Annotated in this window: 18 protein-coding genes; 14 read left to right on the plus strand and 4 right to left on the minus strand. The window is 65.5% G+C overall.

Features of this window, described 5'->3' with window-relative positions:
- The first annotated feature begins 366 nt into the window (after nt 1-366).
- From E3O32_RS15060 to E3O32_RS15100, 9 genes are all read left to right on the plus strand, one after another.
- A complete protein-coding gene (locus E3O32_RS15060) occupies nt 367-666 on the plus strand; it encodes a hypothetical protein (RefSeq protein WP_134510653.1) in 300 nt (99 codons plus the stop codon).
- 25 nt (nt 667-691) lie between these two features.
- Nucleotides 692-2,395, plus strand: coding sequence for a zinc metalloprotease (locus tag E3O32_RS17415; protein ID WP_134510654.1), 1,704 nt, complete (start codon nt 692-694; stop codon nt 2,393-2,395).
- Between the two features lie 69 nt (nt 2,396-2,464).
- Complete coding sequence (locus E3O32_RS15070) at nt 2,465-3,421, plus strand: MvdC/MvdD family ATP grasp protein (protein ID WP_134510655.1); 957 nt, start codon at nt 2,465-2,467, stop codon at nt 3,419-3,421.
- 321 nt (nt 3,422-3,742) lie between these two features.
- A complete protein-coding gene (locus E3O32_RS15075; protein ID WP_198417582.1) occupies nt 3,743-5,164 on the plus strand; it encodes an FAD-binding oxidoreductase in 1,422 nt (473 codons plus the stop codon).
- A gap of 376 nt (nt 5,165-5,540) precedes the next feature.
- Nucleotides 5,541-5,891 carry a hypothetical protein gene (locus tag E3O32_RS15080; RefSeq protein WP_134510656.1) on the plus strand — a complete coding sequence of 117 codons (351 nt, stop codon included), beginning with the start codon at nt 5,541-5,543 and terminating at the stop codon, nt 5,889-5,891.
- Nucleotides 5,892-5,937: 46 nt separating this feature from the next.
- The gene (locus E3O32_RS15085) at nt 5,938-7,284 is read left to right on the plus strand and encodes a J domain-containing protein (protein ID WP_134510657.1); all 1,347 of its coding nucleotides are present in this window, start codon (nt 5,938-5,940) and stop codon (nt 7,282-7,284) included.
- A gap of 121 nt (nt 7,285-7,405) precedes the next feature.
- Nucleotides 7,406-7,804 carry a (deoxy)nucleoside triphosphate pyrophosphohydrolase gene (locus tag E3O32_RS15090; RefSeq protein ID WP_134510658.1) on the plus strand — a complete coding sequence of 133 codons (399 nt, stop codon included), beginning with the start codon at nt 7,406-7,408 and terminating at the stop codon, nt 7,802-7,804.
- Nucleotides 7,801-10,698, plus strand: coding sequence for a DEAD/DEAH box helicase (locus E3O32_RS15095; RefSeq protein WP_241975008.1), 2,898 nt, complete (start codon nt 7,801-7,803; stop codon nt 10,696-10,698). Before E3O32_RS15090 ends, E3O32_RS15095 begins: the two co-directional genes overlap by 4 nt.
- Before the next feature lie 125 nt (nt 10,699-10,823).
- Entirely contained in the window at nt 10,824-11,858 is a 1,035-nt protein-coding gene (locus E3O32_RS15100; RefSeq protein WP_134510659.1) for an NADPH:quinone reductase, read from the plus strand.
- Between the two features lie 41 nt (nt 11,859-11,899).
- Here the strand turns inward: E3O32_RS15100 and tkt are convergent, their stop codons facing one another.
- Nucleotides 11,900-13,966, minus strand: coding sequence for a transketolase (gene tkt / locus E3O32_RS15105; RefSeq protein WP_134510660.1), 2,067 nt, complete (start codon nt 13,964-13,966; stop codon nt 11,900-11,902).
- Nucleotides 13,967-14,061: 95 nt separating this feature from the next.
- Between tkt and E3O32_RS15110 the strand changes: the two genes are divergently transcribed.
- The 5 genes from E3O32_RS15110 (at nt 14,062) to E3O32_RS15130 (ending at nt 18,066) form a co-directional block, all read left to right on the plus strand.
- Entirely contained in the window at nt 14,062-15,246 is a 1,185-nt protein-coding gene (locus E3O32_RS15110; protein WP_134510661.1) for an ROK family protein, read from the plus strand.
- A 193-nt stretch (nt 15,247-15,439) separates the two neighbouring features.
- Nucleotides 15,440-15,898 carry a PTS sugar transporter subunit IIA gene (locus E3O32_RS15115; RefSeq protein ID WP_134510662.1) on the plus strand — a complete coding sequence of 153 codons (459 nt, stop codon included), beginning with the start codon at nt 15,440-15,442 and terminating at the stop codon, nt 15,896-15,898.
- A gap of 64 nt (nt 15,899-15,962) precedes the next feature.
- Nucleotides 15,963-16,235: a PTS sugar transporter subunit IIB gene (locus tag E3O32_RS15120; RefSeq protein ID WP_134510663.1), complete on the plus strand. Its 273-nt coding sequence runs from the start codon at nt 15,963-15,965 to the stop codon at nt 16,233-16,235.
- A 42-nt stretch (nt 16,236-16,277) separates the two neighbouring features.
- A complete protein-coding gene (locus E3O32_RS15125; RefSeq protein WP_134510664.1) occupies nt 16,278-17,804 on the plus strand; it encodes a PTS ascorbate transporter subunit IIC in 1,527 nt (508 codons plus the stop codon).
- Nucleotides 17,805-17,874: 70 nt separating this feature from the next.
- Nucleotides 17,875-18,066 (plus strand): hypothetical protein, encoded by a 192-nt coding sequence (locus E3O32_RS15130; RefSeq protein ID WP_174776526.1) that lies wholly within the window; start codon nt 17,875-17,877, stop codon nt 18,064-18,066.
- A gap of 27 nt (nt 18,067-18,093) precedes the next feature.
- On the opposite strand, the gene deoC is transcribed toward E3O32_RS15130, so the two are convergent.
- The 3 genes from deoC to deoD are packed head-to-tail and all read right to left on the minus strand — an operon-like array spanning nt 18,094 to nt 20,975.
- Nucleotides 18,094-18,795, minus strand: a complete 702-nt coding sequence (deoC, locus tag E3O32_RS15135; protein WP_134510665.1) for a deoxyribose-phosphate aldolase — start codon at nt 18,793-18,795, stop codon at nt 18,094-18,096.
- Between the two features lie 9 nt (nt 18,796-18,804).
- Entirely contained in the window at nt 18,805-20,211 is a 1,407-nt protein-coding gene (locus E3O32_RS15140; RefSeq protein WP_134510666.1) for an MFS transporter, read from the minus strand.
- Complete coding sequence (deoD, locus tag E3O32_RS15145) at nt 20,211-20,975, minus strand: purine-nucleoside phosphorylase (RefSeq protein WP_370250377.1); 765 nt, start codon at nt 20,973-20,975, stop codon at nt 20,211-20,213. The genes E3O32_RS15140 and deoD overlap by 1 nt, the downstream gene beginning before the upstream one ends.
- Nucleotides 20,976-20,983: the final 8 nt, after the last annotated feature.

Consider the following 20,983-nt stretch of genomic DNA (forward strand, 5'->3'; position numbering starts at 1 on the left):
ACAGCGCCCGATCGCCCGCGCCGACACCAGCCCATCGACATCCGACATGGGACTGAGCGCTGGCCTCGATCGCCAGCCTCCAATAATCAACACGCTCTGTAACCTGCGCCCGCTTCTCAGCCATGCGCCGCGAGCGCTCAAACCTGCGCCGCGAGCGCTCAAACATGCGCCGCGAGCGCTCAAACATGCGCCGCGAGCGCTCAAACACGCGCCGAGATGCGCCGAGATGCGCCCAGTTCGCCCATTGTCGCCCCGGGACCCCGAGGCTACACTGGCCCGTAACCGCAGGGGATCAGACGACGTGAGCGCGTCCGTGCCTCGCGGGCACAGCGGAATCCCGGTGTGCACAACGCCGGGGAGGACGCCATGAATCGCGATGACCTCGTCGGCATCTGGATCCACTCCCACGAAGAAAGCCGCGACGGGGCTCAGGTCTATCGACCTGTGGCTTACCCTTTCCCGCCATCCCGCGGACGGACATCCTTCACTCTGCGCGCCGACGGCAGCGCCCTCACCGGCCAACCTGGTCCGGATGATCGGGGCACCATCGCCGACGGCAGCTGGCGACTTGATGGCACCGTCCTCGCCCTGCGTGGTCCCGAAGGGACTGCACGATATGAGGTGCTGGCTGCAGACGGGCAACATCTGGAGCTGCGACCGGCCTGACTCCTTGAAGTGAAGGAGGCCAGAAATGGCTGTCAAAGAAAAAGACCCAGGAATCACCGAAGAAGATCTGCCCGCGCGACGCTCGTGTGGCACCAGCGAGGTCAATGAGCGTCTGATGCGCACGGTCGACGGTTACGCCGAGGCTCGCGCGGAAATCGAGAATCGCACGTCCCGCGTGCTCGATGCGGGGGTGGCGCTCCGAACGGGGTGCACCCAGATCCCCGTCGTCGTGCATGTCGTTTACCGCAACGCCGCGGAAAACGTGTCGGCCGCGCAGATCGACAGTCAGATCGCCGTGCTCAACGCGGACTTCCGGGCGACGAATGCCGACAAGTCCTCCACGCCCCCGGTTTTCCAACCGCTGATCGGCGACGCGAGGGTGACGTTCAAGCTCGCGACCACCGATCCGTCGGGCAACCCGACCGACGGCATCACCCGCACCTCCACCACGACGACTCCCTTCAGCTCCGGGACCGACAATGTGAAGTCGGCCGCCACGGGCGGGGCGGACCCGTGGCCGTCGGACAAGTACCTCAACCTGTGGGTCTGCGGCAATCTGCGCAGCGGCTCGGGCCAGGCGCTGTTGGGCTATGCGCAGTTCCCCGGCGGTCCGGCCGCCACCGACGGGGTGGTCCTCGTGCACACCGGCTTCGGCAGCACGGGAACCGCCGCGTCGCCGTATGACCTGGGGCGGTCGGCCACCCACGAGATCGGCCACTGGCTCAACCTGCGGCACATCTGGGGTGACGACGGCACCGGATGCTCCGGCAGCGACTTCGTTGCCGACACCCCCAACCAGGCCGGGCCGAACTACGGGGCGCCGGCGTTCCCGCATCCGTCCTGCTCCAACGGCCCCAACGGCGACCTGTTCATGAACTACATGGACTACACCGACGACCGGGCGATGTTCATGTTCACTCAGGGGCAGGCCGACCGGATGCAGGCGGCTCTCGACGGTCCCCGATCGAGCATCGGGGTCAGCGGGCCGTGCATCGGCAAGCCGGTCAAGGAGTTCGTGAAGGACCTGCCGAAGGACCACCCGAAGGACATCATCAAGGAGAACCCGAAGGACTTCGCCAAGGATCTCCCGAAGGACTTCGTGAAGGACAAGCCCAAGGACCTCGTGAAGGACAACCCGAAGGACCTGATCAAGGACGGCCCGAAGGACTTCGTGAAGGACAAGCCCAAGGACCTCGTGAAGGACAACCCGAAGGAGTTCTCGAAGGACATCGTGAAGGACAAGCCGAAGGAGGGTGTCAAGGACCGGCCGAAGGAGTTCGCCAAGGACTTCGTGAAGGACCGTCCGAAAGACCTGATCAAGGACCGGCCGAAGGACCTCGTCAAAGACCGGCCGAAGGACCTGGGCAAGGACTTCATCGACGACATCCCCAAGCAGCTCCGCGACCCCGTCAAGGAGCTCGGCGGCGAAATCGGGCCGATCGATCCGGGTCCGCTGGGCAACCCGCCGTTCACCGGTCCGCTCACCGGTCCGTTCGGCGGCGGTGCGACGCCGTTCGTGATCGGCACCGGCCGCGACAACGTGCCGGACGAATCCCAGGTCGAGCAGGGTGACGCCATGAGCTCGCTGATGGGTGTCCTGCAGCAGCTCGGCGCCATCCTCGCCGACTACTCGAGTGCCGCAGAGGCCGGTGAGCTCACCGCCGCCGATGTGGCGCGCTGGCAGCAGCTCGCCGGTGTCTATGCCCAGATCATTGCACTCCTGGGCTGAGCACGACCGCTCCGTGGTCGCCGCCGGGGCACAGGCAGACTGTGCCCCGGCGGCGGGCAGGCGCGCGTCGTGATTCTCATCGTCAGCTTTCCCGACAATAAGCATGTCACCCGGGTGCTCGAGCACATCACCCGGCCGACCACCGTGTGCGACATCGCGGACTTCCCCGTGCGCACCCTCCTCAACGTCGAGTTCAGCGACGTGGTCGACGGCGCCGACCGTCTCTCGTTCACGCCGCCAGGCATGGCGGAGATCAACCTGGCCGAGATCGGCGCGGTCTGGTTCCGGCGCATCCGCCCGATCGGGCTCGACCCGGCGTTGACGGATGCGACGAGCCGGCTCTTCGCCTGGTCGGAGAGCACCGAGGCGCTCACCGGCCTGTGGCACGCGATGGAGTGCTTCTGGATGAACCCGCCCGCCGCCGACGAGGCCGGCCAGCGCAAGATCCGCCAGCTGCAGGTGGCCCGGCAGGTGGGCCTGTCCGTGCCGGAGACCCTGATCACGAACGATCCCGTGCGGGCGGCGGCCTTCATCGATCAGCGCGCGGAGGGCACGGTGATCCGCAAGGCCTTCCGCAACATCGCGGAGGCCCCGCGGTCGACGGCGGTGGTCACCGCGGAGGACCGGGCGCACATCGACGATGTGCGCTACGCGCCGGTCACCTTCCAGCAGTTCGTGCCCGCCGACCTCGACCTGCGGGTGATCGTCATCGAGCAGGAGATCTTCGCCGCCTCGATTCGCTCCGAGCCGGAGTACCGCACCGACTACCGGCTGGGCATCGGCTCCGCGGAGTTCAACCCATACCAACTGCCGCACGACGTCGCCTCGGCGCTGCTCGCCCTGCACGCCCGGCTCGGTCTCGCCTACGGCGCCTCGGATTTCCGGGTCACCCCGGACGGCGAGCACGTCTTCCTCGAGGTGAACCCGGGCGGCGAATACCTCTTCGCGAGCGACCGCACCGGCCAGCCGGTGCCGCAGGCCATCGCGGCGAGCCTCGAGCGTCACGATCGGGACCACGCCGGCTGACCCGCACCCCAACGCCCAGCCCCCGCCCAGCTCGAGCCCCCGGTGGTCGAGCCCCCGGTGGTCGAGCCCCCGGTGGTCGAGCTTGTCGAGACCAGGCCCCCCGGGCGCTCGACCAAGTCGGCGGTCGAGCTTGTCGAGACCAGGCCCCTCGGCGCTCGACCAAGTCGGTGGTCGAGCTTGTCGAGACCCCCGAGACCCCCGAGACCCCCGCGACCCCGGTGGTCGAGCTTGTCGAGACCCCCGAGACCCCCGAGACCGGCACTATCGCATCATCCCGCCCGGTTCTACCATGTACTCCGTGGATGCAAAGAAGCAGACCCCATGACCATGCTGGCGACGATCAGCAGCGGCCGCGTCGACGTCGATGAGCGCGCGGTGGCCGACCTCGCCGCGCACCTGCGCGGCGAGCTGATCCGACCCCGCGACGCGGCCTACGACCAGGCGCGCCGGGTGTGGAACGGCTCGATCAGCCGATTCTCCGGCCTGATCGCCCGGTGCGCCTCCCGCGACGATGTGAGTGCCGCGGTTCGCTTCGCCCGAGGCAATGACGTGCTGGTGGCGGTGCGCGGCGGCGGGCACAGCTTTCCCGGATACTCCGTCTGCGACGACGGACTGGTCATCGACCTGTCGCCGATGAACGGCATCCGGGTTGATCCCGACGCCCGCACGGCGAGCGTGCAGGCCGGGGCGCTGCTCGGCGATCTGGACCGCGCCACCCAGCAGCACGCCCTCGCGGTGCCCTCGGGGATCGTCACCCACACCGGCGTCGCCGGGCTGACCCTCGGCGGCGGCCTCGGCTGGCTGATGCGCAAGCACGGGCTGACCATCGACCAGCTGCTGTCGGTGGGCATGGTCACCGCCGACGGCGGGTTCGTGCGGGCGAGCGCCAGTGAGAACCCCGAGCTGTTCTGGGGAGTGCGCGGGGGTGGCGGCAACTTCGGGATCGTCACCGAGTTCGAGTTCCGGCTGAACCGGGTCGGCCCGATCCTTATGGCCGGGCCGGTCTTCTGGCCCGGGACCGAGTCGGTGAAGGTGCTGCGTTTCTACCGCGAGTGGATTGCCGAGGCGCCCGACGATCTGATGACCATGGTGGTGCACCGCCGCGCCCCTGATGTCGACTGGATGCCGTCCGACCTGCGCGGACAGCCCGTCGTCGCCGTCGTCAGCTGCTTCGCGGGGCCGGTGGAGGACGGCGAAGAAGTGATGAAGCCGCTGAAGGCGTTCGGCCACCCGGTGTTGGATCTGTGCCGGCCGAAGCCGTTCCTGGAACACCAGGCCATGTTCGACCCCAGCTATCCGCCCGGCCGGTGGTACTACATGCGGTCCTGCGATGTCGCCGAGCTCACCGACGAGGTCATCAACATCACGGCCGATCACGCGGCCAGGATCACGTCGCCGCTGACCGCATTCCCGATCTGGCAGGGCGGGGGAGCTGCGGCCCGCGTGCCCGAAGACGACACCGCGTTCCACGGGCGCGCCGCCGGCCACACGTTCAACATCAACGCCGCCACCGAGGGCCCCGACGGGTTCGACCGGGAACGCGACTGGGTGCGCAATTTCTGGTCGGACCTCGAGCCCTTCCACACCAGCGTCTACGTGAACTTTCTGATGGACGAGGGCGAAGAGCGGGTTCGGCAGGCGTACGGCGAGGCGAAGTACACCCGGCTCCGTGCCCTCAAACGCGCCTGGGATCCGGAGAACTTCTTCCGGCTGAACCAGAACATCGCGCCTCTGCCCGCTTAAGGGTGACCGCCGTGGGCGTGGCCACCACGGCGACCACGGCACGGATGCCTTGGGTTGCGTTAGCGACGGCGCCCGGCTCGTACTGGAGCCGCGTCGAGACCAGTGCCCCACGTCCGGTCGAGCCCCTCGGCCGTCGAGCCCGTCGGCCGTCGTGCCCGTCGGTGGTCGAGCCGATCGGTGGTCGAGCTTGTCGAGACCAGACCCCTGAGGCGACGAGGTCTGACCGGGCGGGCAACCCGATATGTCTGCGCTGTCCTCAGCGTGACCTCGGCCGCCCATTTGCCCTGAACTGGGGACAGATAACCAGGCCACAGGTGACTTTGCACCCCGGAGCCCCCATAGGCTGGCAACACGGCAACAGTTGGGGGACTGAAGAATGAGCCCGGATGGACTTGGTACGCTGCTGGCGGCATACGGCGGAATTCTTGTGATGACGGTCTTTCTTCCGTTTGTTGCTTCGTTTCTCCTAGACGGCGTGGTGCAGGTGCTTCGGAGCAATGGTCTGAAACTCTTCCTCGCCGCTCTCGCAATGACAGTGCTCGTCGCGCTCGGCGGATACCTTCTCTGGCAGTACGGGAGTACCAACCCGCCCCTGCCTTCGACGACGCTGGTGAGCATGGGAACTCTCGCACAGATGCTGCTGACGTTCTCGACCCTGCTGGCGGCAGTCGCTTTCGTCATCCGCACGACGAAGCTCCTCTGGAAGACACGGCGGGCGGCGGCATGAAGACGCTGGCAGGGCATCTGGTGCGTCGAGTCTCTGCCCAGCTCACGTGACCACCTCCGGAACGACCCACTACGGCGTGCTGGGCGTAGCGGCATCCGTCAGCGCGCACGAGCTCAAGCGTGCCTATCGACGGATGCAGCGCACCAGCCATCCGGACACCGGCGGTTCCGCAGAGCAGTTCCGCATTGTGCAGGACGCGTGGGCCGCGCTGGGCACCCCCGACAGGCGCGCGGCCTACGACCGTACGCTGAGCGCCGGTTCGGCTCACCACAGTGCGGCTGAGCCGCGGGTCGGACCGACGAGTCAGACGTCCCGCACACCGACTCGGCCATCGACAGCCGAGGAACGACCACGAGTGCGGCGTGCGGACAGCCATGGGCATCCCGGGGGAAGTTTCCGCTTGAAATACCGTGATCTGATGATCGCCTGGCTGGTCAACCCCACCCCTCCGTCGCCGCCTGTGCCTTGGGTCCCGGCGCGCAAGGCGCGCGGCAGGTTCTTCCGCCGGGGGCTGCGATTGGGCGCGCAGATGACGACATCGTTCGCTGCGGTCGGAGCGGGCCTCGTCCTTTTTCTTGCCTGGAGACAGGGACTTCTCGCGGAGGGCATCGCCGCAATCTGGATGCCGCTGCTCCTGGTAGCCGGATTCGGTGGCTTCGCCGGGGCGATTTGTTCCGTACCCGTTTCGCTACTACGGATGCGTCGGGATTCCTACCGCCGGGAACTCATCCGATATGCGAAGGAGAAGGCCGCGACGTTTGCCGCGGCCCAGGCAGATTTCCGCCGTGCGCAGAGGGCCTTCGAGATTGATCTCCGTGCCCGGCCGTCCAACACCGCACCACTCTTGGCGGCGCCATACTCGGAGGACGCCGTGCGAGTGGCGCCCCCGAGCATCCGTGTGTGGTTGGACCGGGCTCTGGCGCAGGAAGACACCGCCCGCGCGCTGGCTTTCGTCGGACCGCGCTTCTCGATCTGGCACGACGTGGAACTTGGAGCGGGGCACACACGGTTCGACCAATTGGTGGTCGGTCCGCAGGGCCTGATCGTGATCGAATCCATGACCGAGGCGGGGCCGGTGACCGTGGAGCACGATTCTCTGCGGCACGGCGGCCGCGCGGTTCCCGATGTACTCGACTCACTCCGGCCGCGCCTGGCGGCTGTGGACAAGACGTTGGGGATCGGTGGTGCCTCGGCGATGCTCCTCGTCTATGCGGATTCAGCACTTCTTCACTCCCGGCTCCAACAGCTGGGTGGTTGCGCGATGCCGACGTTCGTCGTCGGGGCCAGCCATCTGGCTGCGGCATTGGTAGGACTGCCCGGTGTGGACGAGGGTGCAACATGGCAGCTTGATCGATTGCGGGCGACCGTCGCGGAGCGCGTGCGTTTCGCCTAGGAGCCAGCGGAGCGAGCAGGGCCAGTGCAATGTTACGAGGATAGAAGGCGCAGTCATCGGCCCGCCGCCGCTAGCTAAGCTGGGCATACGGATCGACGGCCACGCAACGGGGAGACACACTTTGAAAAAGAGAATCAATGTGGTCGGTGCCGTCCTCACCCGGGGGAAGACGATTCTTGCGGCGCAGCGCAGTTCGAGCATGTCTCTGCCGGGCATGTGGGAGTTTCCAGGAGGCAAGATCGAGCCGAACGAGTCACCGGAACAGGCGTTGCTCCGAGAACTCGAAGAAGAGTTGCTCTGCTCCGCCGAGATCGGCGAACATGTCGCGACCACCGAGCACGAGTATGACTTCGGCATTGTCATTCTTACGACCTACTACTGCTCGCTAGTCGGCAAGGAACCTCGCCTGACAGAGCACGCGGAGCTTCGCTGGGTGGACGCCGCTGAACTTGACCAGCTGGATTGGGCTCCCGCCGATATTCCGGCAGTCGAACGGGTTATGAAAGACTTCCTCGTTTGAGTGACACCCGCGGTCAGCTCACACTCGACAACACTTTCGGTTTCCTGAATTCACACGTCATCGCTGATCAGGTCTTCCACCCCACTCTGATTTCAAATTCCGATGGCCAGACGATGCTCAAGGCGATCCTCGATGAGCTCAAGCGATCGCGCAATTTCGTATTTTCGGTAGCTTTCATCACACCGAATGCCATCGCGTTACTTAAGCAGGCGCTCCTCGACTACCGAGGAACCGGCACGATCATCACGTCTACCTACCTCGGATTCAACTCGCCGGCCGCGTTCCGTGAGCTCCTCAACCTCACGGGTGTGGATGTCTTCGTGCATCCAGACTCCACTGCTGGGTTCCATGCGAAAGGATACATTTTCGAGCAGGAGGAGAGCACAACGGCGATTGTCGGCAGCTCCAACCTGACCGCAAAAGCGCTGTTGAAGAACCACGAATGGAATCTGCGCTTTTCCGCGCTCCCCGATGGGGACATTGTTCACCAGCTGAAGTGCGCGTCCCAGGCACACATCGAAGCGTCGACGGCCCTGACAGGGAGATGGATCGACGACTATGAGCTGACTTGGACTTTGCAACCTCGGCCGCCCCTTCAAGGATTCGCTTCGGTTGAGTCGCTGGGTGATCTGCCGCCGAGGGGAATGATTCTCCCGAACTCTATGCAGGTCGAAGCACTGGCCGAGATACAGACCCTGCGCGACGGAGGCGAGAATCGCGCAGTTGTCGTGTCGGCGACAGGAACAGGAAAGACGATCCTTTCCGCCCTCGACGTTCGGGCATACGCGCCGAAGCGGATGCTCTTCGTCGTGCACCGCGAGCAGATTCTGGACCGCGCAATCGACGAGTTCAAGCTGGTGCTCAATGCTCCGGACAGCGACTTTGGCAAGTTCGTCGGGTCGAAGAGGGAGCTCGATCGACGCTACGTGTTCGCATCGATTCAATCGCTTTCTCGGCCGGAGAATCTTCGCGAGATCAGCCCAGATACTTTTGACTACGTTTTGATTGATGAAGTCCACCGGGCGGGTGCCGCGAGCTACCGCAAGCTGATCGATCACCTTGAGCCGGATTTCTTGCTCGGGATGACCGCGACCCCCGAGCGCACTGACGACTTCAACGTGTTCGAGCTTTTTGACTACAACGTGCCGTATGAAATCCGTCTGCAGAAGGCCCTTGAGGCAGACATGTTGGCGCCATTCCACTACTACGGCGTCACCGACTACGTGAAAAATGGAGAAGTCATTGATCAGGTCGCGGATCTGAGCCGGCTGGTCGCGACCGAGCGCGTAGACCACCTCATTGCTCAGATTGAAAAGTATGGCCACGCAGGTGCTCCGGTCAAAGGACTGATCTTCTGCAGCAAGAATGACGAAGCCGCAGAGCTATCTAAAATTCTCAACCAGCGTGCCGTCCACGGACGACTTCTTCGTACACGTTCCTTGAGCGGCGGCAATTCGGTCGAGGAACGCGAGCGGGCTGTACAGATGCTGGAAAGCGGCGAACTCGACTACATCGCGACCGTCGATATATTCAACGAAGGTATCGATATCCCCTCGGTCAATCAGGTCGTAATGCTTCGGCAGACGTTGTCGAGCATCGTGTTTACACAGCAGTTGGGTCGAGGGCTGCGAAAAGCTGCAGGCAAAGACCACCTCGTCGTGATCGACTTCATCGGTAACTACGCCAATAACTACTTGATCCCTATTGCGCTGTTCGGTGACAGCACCCTGAACAAAGATTCGATCCGCAAGAAGATCATCGATGCGCAGGAAGCTGGATCAATAGCGGGACTCTCGAGTGTGAACTTTGACGCGGTTTCGAGGCAGAAGATTTTTGCCTCCCTTGCGACAACAACTCTCGACAGCATGTCCAACCTCAAAAAATCCTTTGTTGATCTTAAGAACCGTTTGGGTCGATCGCCGGAGCTCATCGACTTCGCCCGCTTTGACACCGTCGACCCAACTGTCATTGCGACAAAACAGAAAAATTACTGGACATTTCTGAACAAGGTCGGAGCACTCGACGTCCAGGCGGGAGCGTTCGAGGGCGCGGTCCTGACGTTCCTCTCCGGAGAACTGCTCAACGGCAAGCGGCCGCATGAGCTACTCCTACTCGACGCGCTTCTCTCGCAATTGGGTGGCGTGACGGTTGAGCGATACCGGAATCTGCTCGCGGAGAGCGGGCTGGTCAGTGATGCGCCGACGCTCAATTCCGTCCAGGCCGTATTGGACCTCACCTTCTTCACCGAAGCAGAAGCAGCCAAGTACGGCGCGGAGCCGATCGTCTTGCTTCGAGACGGGGCCTACAACCTCGCCGAAAAGATCACAGCGGCATTGGCCGCAGACCCGATATTTAGAAAGCACGCCCGAGATGTAGTCGATACCGGGTTGTATCTTGCGCGCCACCGCTACAACTGGAGCGGGCAGCTTGAGGTCGGGCGACGATACTCTCGCAAGGATGTTTGCCGGCTGCTCAACTGGCAGTCGAATCAGCAGAGCACCATCTATGGCTACAAAGTAGACACCTTCTCAAACAGCTGCCCCATTTTCGTTACGTACCACAAGGGGTCAGAGGTCTCCGAGAGCACGAAGTACGAGGACGAGTTTCTTAACCCGTCAACCCTGACTTGGTACACCCGGAGCAGACGAACACTCGCGAGCGGGGAGGTGAAAGCAATCGTTGAGAATCGTCTCCCGTTGCATGTGTTCGCCAAGAAGGACGATGCAGAAGGCACTGACTTCTACTATCTCGGCACAGCAAGATCGCAGGACGCTCGCCAGACGAAAATGTCCGGAGAAAACGCGCATGACGTTGTCTCCATGACGCTTGGTCTGGCGAGTCCAATCGAGTCGAGTCTCTACGAGTACTTTGCGGCAAAGGCTCCCGTGATCTAGCGGTTCCGCCGGCGTTGCTTGCTCAGAATGTGTCTCCGATGTGCGGACCTTGCCCAGGGACGAACGCCCAGCGCGGATTGCCTTGGTGGGGAAACATTCCACCGCCGCCCGCGTTACTCCCTCACATGAAGACCATTGTGTACAGCCAGACCGGTGACCCGTCCGTGCTCCAGCTCGTCGATCGGCCGGTGACCGAACCTGGGGCCGGCGAGGTGCGGGTGCGGATCGTGGTCAGCGGGGTGAACCCCACCGATTGGAAGTCGCGCCGCGGCTCGGCACCGGGCCAGGCCTTGGCGTTCGACGACGTCGTGCCCGGCCAGGACGGCGCCGGCATCGTGGAGGCGCTCGGCACTGGCGTGACGCACGTCGCGGTGGGCGACCGGGTGTGGCTGGCGCTGGCCGCGTACCAGCGGGCGAGCAGTGGCTCGGCCCAGGAGCACGCCGTGCTGCCCGTGGAGCGCGTGTTCGCGTTGCCGGCGAATGCGAGCTTCGACCAGGGCGCGAGCCTCGGCGTGCCGGCGATCACGGCGTACCGCGCACTGACGGTGGCCGAAGACGGGCCGGACCGGTTGCATCCGGGTGCCCTGGCCGGGAGGGTCGTGCTCGTGGCCGGCGGTGCGGGTGCGGTCGGGCACGCGGCGATCCAGCTGGCCCGGTGGGCGGGGGCATCCGTCATCACGACCGTGAGCGGACCGGCGAAGGCGGCGCTCGCCACGGCCGCCGGCGCGCAGCACGTGCTCACCTACACCGACCCGGACATCGTCGACCAGATCCGGGCGATCGCGCCGGAGGGCGTCGACCAGATCGTCGAGGTCGCCCCCGCCCAGAACGCGCCGCTCGACCTGGCCGTCATCCGCAACCGCGGGTCAATCGCGGTCTACGCCAACAACGGCGGCGACGAGATGACGCTCGACGTGCGCCAGCACTTCAGCCTCAACGTGCGCTACCAGTTCGTGCTGCTTTACACCGTGGGCGCCGACGTCATCAGGGCGGCGGCCGAGGACATCAACGTCGCGCTCGCCGACGGCGCCCTGGCCGTGGGGGAGGAGGCCGGGCTGGCCCTGCACCGCTTCGACCTCGCGCACACCGCGGATGCCCACGCCCTGGTCGAGAGCGGCGCGGTCGGGAAGGTGCTGATCGACGTGTCGGCGGCCCGGTAGGAACGTGCGCGCCGGCCATCGCGCAGGATGGACGGCGTGTCTCACCGAGTGCGTGAACCTACCGACTCCCTGACCAGAGAGGCGGCGAGGGTGGCGTGCGCAGCCTCGATGACCGCGTCGAGGTGGATGCCGCGGCGGCGCATAACCTGGGGGCCGCCGCCCGACTCGCCGAACTCCTCGATGGACACGACGCGTCCGTCGAGACCCACCCAGCGGTACCAGGCGTCGCCGCGGCCCGCCTCGACGGCCACCCGGGCGCGCAGCGCGGCCGGCAGCACGGACTCGCGGTAGTCGGCGGTCTGCTCGGCGAACCACTCCAGGCAGGGCATGGAGACCACGCGGGCGGAGATGCCCTGCTCGGCGAGGTGGGCGGCGGCCTCGATCGCGAGGTGAACCTCACTGCCGGTGGCGAGGATCGCCAGGTCGCTGCCGTCGCCGTGCTGCCAGCGCACGTAGCCGCCAGCGGTCACGCCCACGGGGGTGGTGTCGGTGCTGTCCAGCACAGGCAGGTCCTGCCTGCTGAGGATGAGCGCGACCGGCCGGTCGGGGGAGGCGAGGATGCGGCGCCAGGCCGCGACGACCTCGACGGAGTCCGCGGGGCGCACCACGTCGAGCCCCGGAACGGTGCGGAGTGACGCGATCTGCTCAACCGGCTGGTGGGTGGGACCGTCTTCGCCGACGGCGACGGAGTCGTGGGTGTACACGTACACCGCGCCGAGGCCCATCAGCGCTCCGAGACGGATGCTCGGCCGCATGTAATCGCTGAACACCAGGTAGGTCGAGGCGAACGGGCGCCACGGGCCCTGCAGGGCGATGCCGTTGAGGATGGCGGCCATGGCGTGTTCGCGGATGCCAAACCGGATGAACTCGCCGCCGGGATTCGCGGCAGAGAAACGGTCGCCATCGACCTCCACGGTGGTGGAGCCGGCGAGGTCGGCCGAGCCACCCCACAAGGGAACTGAGCCCTGCAGGGCGCGGAGTACGGTGCCGTTGGTCTTGCGGGTGGCGATCAGGTCGCCGGTTTTGCCGACGTTCACGGCGCTGAGTGCAGAGCTGTCGAACTCACCACCGCGGAAGGCGTTCCACCGTGCGGCGGCTGCGGGGTCGTCGGCGCTCCAGGCGGCCAGGTCGGCCTCCCAGTCGCGGTGCAGCTGCTCGCCGCGGGTGAGCGCACCGCGGGTGTGAGCGAGGGTCTCGAAAGTGACGAGGTCCTCGAGGGGAGCGTCGGGGGCGAAGCCCAGCGTGGTCTTCACTCTTGCGAGTTCGTCGGCGCCGAAGCCGCCCGAGTGCGCGGCAGACGTGCCGCCGAACTTCGCGGAGGGGGCGCCGATGACGGTGCGGAGGGCCACGAGGGTGGGGCGGCCGGTACGTTCCGCCGCCGCGCGGAGGGTGGCCTCGATGGCGTCGAGGTCGTTGGGGGTGTCGATCTCGAGCACGCGCCAGCCGTAGGCCCGGTACCGGGCGCGCACATCTTCGGTGAAGGTGTCGGCGGTGCCGGAGTCGATGGTGATGCCGTTGTCGTCCCAGATGAGAACCAGGTTGTCGAGGCCGAGGGTGCCGGCCAGGCTCGAGGCCTCACCGGAGACGCCCTCCTGCAGGCATCCGTCGCCCGCCAGCACCCACGTGGTGTGGTCGAGTAGCGCGGATCCGGGGGTGAACACGGCGCTCTCGTGCCGGGCGGCCATGGCCATCCCGACAGCGGAGGCGACGCCCTGGCCGAGCGGTCCGGTGCTCATCTCGACGCCGACGGTGTGGTGCACCTCGGGGTGCCCCGGTGTCTTCGAGCCGAGGGTGCGGCTCTTGGCGAGGTCGTCGAGGGTGAGGCCGTAGCCGGTGAAGAACAGCTGGGTGTAGAGCAGAAGGCTGGCGTGACCAGCCGAAAGAATGAATCGGTCTCGGGCAGGCCAGTCGGGGTGGGCGGGGGAGTGGCGCAGAACTCGGGAGAACAACACGTGGGACAATGGCGCCAATGCCATGGCGGTGCCGCCGTGTCCATGTCCTTTGGCCTGAACGATGTGGGCGGCCAGGGCCTGGGCGCTCGCGACAGCGCGGGCGTCGAGCTCGGTGTGCGTCGTCGTTGACGTGGGATTCGTTGATTCGGTAGCCATGGGAGACACTTTGGTATACAAATGTACTTAAGTCAATAACGGATCCGGCGGGAGTGCAGTGCGCCCGCGGATGCGTCGAAGGGGGTAAGGATTCGATGGCGCACACTCTATCCACGGGCTCGGGCGTGGTACTCGGCTTGATCCGATCCGGCCTCGCCACCACCCGCAGCGACCTCATCGACCAGCTCGGCTGGTCGCGGATCACCCTGGCGCGGCGTCTGGACGAACTGCTGCTCGCGTCGATCGTGGTGAGTGTGGGGCAACTCGATTCCCGCGGCGGCCGCCCGCCCGAGGAGTTCGCGGTCAATCCGCACGCCGGCCTGCTGCTCGCCGTGGACATTGGCGGGTCACACACCCGCCTGGCCATCACCGACCTGGTCTCCACCATCCTCAGCGAGGATGAGGCCGACATCGGACTGAGCGAGGGCCCGGCCGAGATCTTCGAATGGGCCGGCCAGGTCTTCGACCACATGCTCGACCGGCTCGGCAAGACCCGGGCCGACGTGGTGGGCATCGGCGTGGGAGTGCCCGGCCCGGTCGATTTTGTGACCGGGCGACTCGCCACCCCGCAGGTGGACGCGCAGTGGGACGGCGTCTTGGTGAAGGACTACTTCGCCGGCCGCTTCAACAATGCCGTCTTCGCCGTGGACCGGGACGTGAACATCATGGCGCTCGCCGAGGCGCGGCGGGGCTGCAGCGAATACCGGGACATCACGGTGCTCAAGGCCGGCATCGGGGTCGGTCTGGCGTTTGTGCTCGACGGCTCGATCTACCACGGCTCCCGGGGAGGCGCGGGCGATCTCAGCCCGGTGCGTTCCGGCGGAGCCCGCACCGAACGGTTCGAGACGATCGCCAGCGGTGCGGTGATCCGCCGCGAACTGCAACGCCAGGGCTACCGCGTGCGCACCAGCAACGACATCGTCGGCCTTGCCAACCAGGGCGACCCGGAGGTGCTGCGGCTACTCAGAGAGACCGGCACCGCCATCGGGCAGAGCCTGGCGCACGTGGTGGGCCTGCTCAACCCGCAGGCCGTGGTGGTCGGCGGCAACCTCGCCCAGGCCGGCGAGCCCTTCCTCGGGGCCATCCGCGACGCTATCTTCGCCGGCGCCCGGGACTTCGCCCTGCAGGGGCTGGTGGTGGAGAAATCCCGGCTCGGCCACATCGCCGGCATCACGGGAGCCTCGCTCATCGCCCAGGACGCACTCTTCGAGGCCGACCGCATCAGCCGGCTTACCCGCGGCGGCCTGCCCGGTGTCTCCCTGCTCGTTCCGTCGATCTGATTCGAGCTCGGGGTGGTTCCCACGCTGCCCGCGCCCGCCATCCGCTGCCCCCGACGCCACGTCGAGACGCCCGGCAGTCAATCTCAAAAAACTTTGGTTCATTTGTAGACAAAAGGTCGCTTAGGCTTATACAGTCATCCCAGTTGCCCTCGCAGTCAGGGGGTGGCTCGAATCCAAACAAAGGAGTTCAGTCGTGGCTTTCAACCTCGCCGAATCACTGTCGTCCATCGTGACCCAGGCGAATGCAGCCGACTGGCGTGCCGCGATCCGTCTCGCCGGCGACGGTCTCGTGTCCGGTGGAGCAACCACGGATGCCTACACCGACGAGATGATCGCCGCTGTCGAGAAGCACGGCCCGTACATCGTCATCGCCCCGGGCATCGCCCTGGCGCACTCCCGGCCGTCGCCGGCGGTTCTCACGGGCGGACTCAGCTGGGTGGGCCTGGCCACCCCCGTCGAATTCGGCAACAAAGCCAACGACCCCGTCAACCTCGTGATCGGGCTCGCCGCCGTCGACCACGACGCTCACCTCACAGTGATGCGTGCGCTGGCCGGTGTTCTCTCCGACAGCTCGGCCATGGAGCGCCTCACGGCGGCCACCAGCCCGGACGACGTTCGCGCCGTGCTCGGCGGGCTCGCCGCGGTCGCCTGACGCGCGACACACGCATCCACCCCACTCTTCTGCCCTCTTATCTCACCCAATCGAAAGGCACCCCATGAAAATAATCGCCGTCTGTGGAATGGGCATCGGTACATCCGTGCTCTTGAAAATGAACGCCGAGAAGGTTCTCGCGAAGCTCGATATCGATGCGGATGTCGAGGCCGCCGATATGGGAGTGGCCCGCGGCGCCGCGCAGACGGCCGACATCGTGCTCACTTCCCAGGAGCTCGCCGAGGAACTCGGCGATGTGCCCGCCGAGGTCATCGTCATCAACAACTTCTTCGATCTCGAGGAGATCACCGAGAAGCTCACCGCCGCCGTCGAGTAGTCCCTTTCACCTTCCCTTCTCACAGAAAATGGAGCTCCCACAATGGAGTGGCTCGTCGTCGTACTGAATTTCATCGGACAGCAGATCCTCAATGTGCCGGCCTATCTGATCGGCATCATCACCGCCATCGGGCTGATGGCGCTCAAGCGCAACTCCGGACAGGTGATCGGCGGCGCGCTCAAGGCGGCCCTCGGCTTCCTGATCCTCGGAGCCGGCGCCAACGTCGTCGTGGGCTCCCTCGACCCGCTTGGCAGACTGATCCTCGCGGTCACCGGCGCCCAGGGCGTCATCCCCACGAACGAGGTCATCACCGCCATCGCGCAGGAGCAGTTCGGCGCCCAGAGCACCTACGTGCTTAGCCTCGGGTTCCTGGTGATGCTTGCACTGGCCCGCTTCACGCCGCTCAAGTACGTGTTCCTCACCGGGCACCACATGGTCTTCATGGCCACCATGCTCACCGTGGTGCTCTCCGTCGGCTTCGGCGACGGTGCCAGCTGGCTCGTGGTCGTCGTCGGCGCCCTGCTGCTCGGCGTGATCATGGTGGTCATGCCCGCATTCGTGCACCCCTGGACCAAGAAGATCACCGGCAACGACACCATCGCCATCGGCCACTTCGGCACCCTCGGTTACATCGCCGCCGGGGCGGCCGGCCAGGCCGTTGGCCGCCGCAGCAAGTCGACCGAAGAGATCAAGTTCCCGCAGGGACTCAAATTCCTGCGCGACTCGATGGTCGCCACCTCGCTGTCGATGGTGCTCATCTACCTGGTCTTCGCCGTCTGGGGCCTCATCGCCCTTCCGCTGAAGGAGGCGCTCGACATCTTCGGCTCCGCCGACGCCGGCGCGTTCATCATGGCGGCCTTCGCTCAGGCGCTGCAGTTCGGCGTGGGTGTCGCGGTCATCCTCTACGGTGTGCGCACGGTGCTCGGCGAGTTGGTGCCCGCGTTCCAGGGCATCGCCGAGAAGGTTGTTCCCGGTGCGCGTCCCGCGCTGGACATCCCGATCGTGTTCCCGTTCGGCGCCAATGCCGTGCTCATCGGCTTCCTGAGTTCCTTCGCCGGTGGCCTCCTCGCGCTGGGGGTGCTGGCGATCTGGCTGAACCCGGTGTTCGGGCTCGCGCTCATCCTCCCCGGTATGGTGCCGCACTTCTTCACCGGCGGTGGAGCCGGGGTCTACGGCAACGCCACCGGCGGCCGCCTGGGCGCGATTATCGGTGGATTCGTCAACGGTGTGATCATCACGATCCTGCCTGCCATCCTGCTGCTGGTCCTCGGCGATTTGGGCTTCGCGAACAGCACCTTCGGCGACGCCGACTTCGGTTGGTTCGGCACCCTCATCGGTGTCAGCGTCGGTGTCGGCGGCGGCCTCGGAGTCATTCTCGCAATCCTCATCGCGGTGGTGCTGGTCAGCGTCGCGATCGTCTACCAGATCCGCGTAGTGGACAAGGGCTGGGTGCCCGGGGCGAAGCGCGACGCCTGGATCGCAGAAGAGAAGGCGGCCGAGAAGGTCATCCTCGACGCCGAGAAGGCTAGGCGCAAGGCAGAGAAGGAAGCAGCGGCCCAGGCCGTCTAGCTTCGCCAGTTCCATGTTTCGCCAGAGGGCGGCTCCGCGGTGCGGGGTCGCCCTCTGTTCGTGTCTGCGTATGCTTGGCCACCGACGTGATTCGGGCGGCGGCCGAGGACATCACCGCTGCCCTCACCGACGGCGCCCTGGCCGTGGGGAGGAGGTCGGGCTGGCCCTGCACCGCTTCGACCTCGCGCACACCGCGGATGCCCACGTGCTGGTCGAGAGCGGCGCGGTCGGGAAGGTGCTGGTCGACCTGTCGGCGGGGTGAACGCCAGGACCCGGCGGGCGCCGGAGGTTAGTACGCGCCGGTCAGGACCGGTGTGGCGCCGCTGAGCAGTGCGGCGCTGCCGGAGACGCCGAGGCGACTCGCGCCGGCGGCGAGCATGGCGAGGGCGTCATCGTAGCTGCGCACGCCGCCCGACGCCTTCACCTGGGCTCGGTCGCCCACGGTCCTCTTCATCAGGCGTACGGCGTGCACGGTCGCCCCGCCGGCAGGGTGGAAGCCGGTGGAGGTCTTGACGAAGTCGGCGCCCGCGGCCACGGCGGCCTGGCAGACGGAGATGATCTCGGCGTCCGTCAGCGCCGCGGATTCGATGATGACTTTGAGCACCTTCGGGGCCGGGATGCTCGCGCGCACGGCGGCGATATCGGCCTGCACATCGCCGAAGCGGCCGGCCTCGGCCGCGCCGATGTCGATGACCATATCGATCTCGTCGGCGCCCTGCTCGATGGCGAGCGCGGCCTCGGCGGCCTTGATGACGCTGTGGTGCTTGCCGCTGGGGAAGCCGCAGACGACCGCGACCTTGAGGTCGGCGCCGGCGGGGATCGTGAGCGGCAGCATCGACGGCGAGACACAGACGGAGTAGGTGCCGAGCCGGATGGCCTCGGCGACAAGGGCCGCCACGTCTGCGGTGGTGGCCTCGGGCGTGAGCAGGGTGTGGTCGATCTGGCGAGCGACGCTAGCGGCGTCGGGGGCGATAGTGGGGGTGGAAATCATGGTTTGTCCTTAGTTGGTGACGGGTGCGGGTGCGGGTTCGCCTTGGCGCTCCAGGACCGCGACGAAGGCGCGGTAGAGCACCAGGCCGAGGGCAGCGACCGCCGCGAGAATCAACAACACAGTTCCGTAAGAGGAGGCCTGGTCGGTGCCGGCGATCCCCCCAAGCAGGTTGGGCTTCAGGTTCATCAGTGCTGCGGTGTAGGCAATGCCGATCGGCACGGCAATGTTGATGGTGAGGTTGTAGAAGCCGATGGCGATACCCGAGTTCTCGACCGGCACCCGCCTGATGGCAGTCGACACGAGGGGGCCGTACATCAACGCGAAGCCCATCCCGAACAAGATCATCGAGATCACGAAAATCCCGATCCACTTGTCCACCACCAAAGCCGGGATCAGCATCGAGGCGATGATCACGATCAACGCCGTGGTGACGGCCTGCTTGGATGTGAGGACCCGGGCGATTTTGCCGGTGGCCGAGCCGACTATCACGGCGGCGATATAGCCGGGGATCAGCAGCAGGGAGACCTCTCCGAGGTTGTAGCCGTAGATGTCGGATACCAGGAACGGGAAGAGGAAGGTGTAGCCCAGCTGGACCGAGTAGATGACGAACACAACGATGATCATCAGCGAGTATTGAGCGTTGGCGAAGAATGCCATGGTGATCACGGCATTTTCGTGGGTTCGGATGTGCCAGATGAACAGGATCAGCCCCGCGACGACTGGCATCAGATACCACACGTTGAAGTTCTGCATGAAGAGGATGATGCCGGTGGCGAACACCGCGATCAGGAAAAGCCCGAACACGTCCACGTGGCCCTCATGCGTTGCCGCAGCAGGAACCGTGCGGAGCACGACCGGGATGGTCAGCAGCGAAAGTAAGGTGACCAGGAAGAAGGCCGCCCAGCCGATGTAGGTGGCGATGAAGCCGCTGCCGACGGTGCCGATCAGTAGCGACAGCTGGAAGGCTGCGGTGCTGAAGCCCAGGTACTTCTTCTGCTCGTCGCCCCTGAAATGCTTGGTGACGTAGATCACGTAGAGGGTCTCGGCGGCTGCCAAGCCGGCGGTCTGGATCATCCGGCCGACCAGGATCAGCCAGAAGTTGGTCTGGAAGATGAAGCCGATGATCGAGCCGATCGTCATCACGAGGATCGCGAAAATGATGAGTTTCCGGATGCTGATTGAGTCGGCCAGCGCGGCGTAGACCACGGCACCGATCCCGATCAGGATGCCGGTCAGCGTGGCTTGCAGACTGACGGTGTTGACGGGCAGGTTGAGATTCTGCGCCAGCGCCGGCGACATGAACTTGAAGCCATTGTCCAGCACCAGCGAAAACACGAAGAGGAACAGCAGGATGGGGACGGCCCGGGTCGGTGTGAAGACCTGGGTTGGACGCTTGGCGTGAGTCGTGGTGCTCATCAGATCAGTTCCAGCGCGATCTCGATCATTCCTGTGAAGGCGGTCTGCCGTTCCTCGGGGGTGGTCTTGGCGTTGGTGACGAGGTGGTCGCTAACAGTGAAGATGCCGAGCGCATCGACGCCGCCGGCCGCGGCGTTGGCGAACAGACCTGCCGACTCCATCTCGGCGGCCAAAATGCCCATCTTCATCCATTTCCCCATGGCGTCGGGATCGGCGCCGTAGAACAGGTCGGACGAGAGCACATTGCCCACGTGGGTGCGTTGACCGCGCTCGTCGGCGATCCGTTTGGCGTGCTCGAGCAGCCTGTAGGACGACAGCGGCGCCCATGAACCGGGCAGGTTGAACTGGTTCAGGTAGTTGGAGTCGGTCGACGCGCCCTGGGCGATCACCACGTCGTAGAGCTCCATGTTCTCCTGCATAGCGCCGCAGCTGCCCACCCGGATCAGGTTCTTAACCCCAAAAAAGTGGATCAGCTCGTAGCTATAGAGCGAGATGGAGGGGATGCCCATACCCGTGCCCATCACGGACACGGGGCGCCCCCGGTAAGTGCCCGTAAAACCCAACATGTTACGAACCTCGTTGAAGCAGCGGATGTCGTCGAAGTATGTCTCGGCGATGAACTTCGCTCGCAGCGGGTCCCCCGGAAGGAGGATCGTCTCGGCGATGTCCACCCCCTTGGGATCGATATGCGGCGTGCTGCTCGTGGGGGGATACAGGCCCTTCATCGTTGACTGTGATCCGACCCTCATGGTGGTTGAACTCATGTTGACTC

This window comes from Cryobacterium mannosilyticum, from assembly GCF_004402705.1.
Classification (GTDB): Bacteria; Actinomycetota; Actinomycetes; order Actinomycetales; family Microbacteriaceae; genus Cryobacterium; species Cryobacterium mannosilyticum.

What these genes read in the sequence shown, in the direction of transcription:
- E3O32_RS15060 (WP_134510653.1), top strand. Translation starts at nt 367, where the DNA reads ATGAATCGCGATGACCTCGTCGGCATCTGGATCCACTCCCACGAAGAA.
- E3O32_RS17415 (WP_134510654.1), top strand. Translation starts at nt 692, where the DNA reads ATGGCTGTCAAAGAAAAAGACCCAGGAATCACCGAAGAAGATCTGCCC.
- E3O32_RS15075 (WP_198417582.1), top strand. Translation starts at nt 3,743, where the DNA reads ATGACCATGCTGGCGACGATCAGCAGCGGCCGCGTCGACGTCGATGAG.
- E3O32_RS15080 (WP_134510656.1), top strand. Translation starts at nt 5,541, where the DNA reads ATGAGCCCGGATGGACTTGGTACGCTGCTGGCGGCATACGGCGGAATT.
- E3O32_RS15100 (WP_134510659.1), top strand. Translation starts at nt 10,824, where the DNA reads ATGAAGACCATTGTGTACAGCCAGACCGGTGACCCGTCCGTGCTCCAG.
- tkt (WP_134510660.1), bottom strand. Translation starts at nt 13,966, where the DNA reads ATGGCTACCGAATCAACGAATCCCACGTCAACGACGACGCACACCGAG.
- E3O32_RS15110 (WP_134510661.1), top strand. Translation starts at nt 14,062, where the DNA reads ATGGCGCACACTCTATCCACGGGCTCGGGCGTGGTACTCGGCTTGATC.
- E3O32_RS15120 (WP_134510663.1), top strand. Translation starts at nt 15,963, where the DNA reads ATGAAAATAATCGCCGTCTGTGGAATGGGCATCGGTACATCCGTGCTC.
- E3O32_RS15125 (WP_134510664.1), top strand. Translation starts at nt 16,278, where the DNA reads ATGGAGTGGCTCGTCGTCGTACTGAATTTCATCGGACAGCAGATCCTC.
- E3O32_RS15130 (WP_174776526.1), top strand. Translation starts at nt 17,875, where the DNA reads ATGCTTGGCCACCGACGTGATTCGGGCGGCGGCCGAGGACATCACCGC.
- deoC (WP_134510665.1), bottom strand. Translation starts at nt 18,795, where the DNA reads ATGATTTCCACCCCCACTATCGCCCCCGACGCCGCTAGCGTCGCTCGC.
- E3O32_RS15140 (WP_134510666.1), bottom strand. Translation starts at nt 20,211, where the DNA reads ATGAGCACCACGACTCACGCCAAGCGTCCAACCCAGGTCTTCACACCG.
- deoD (WP_370250377.1), bottom strand. Translation starts at nt 20,975, where the DNA reads ATGAGTTCAACCACCATGAGGGTCGGATCACAGTCAACGATGAAGGGC.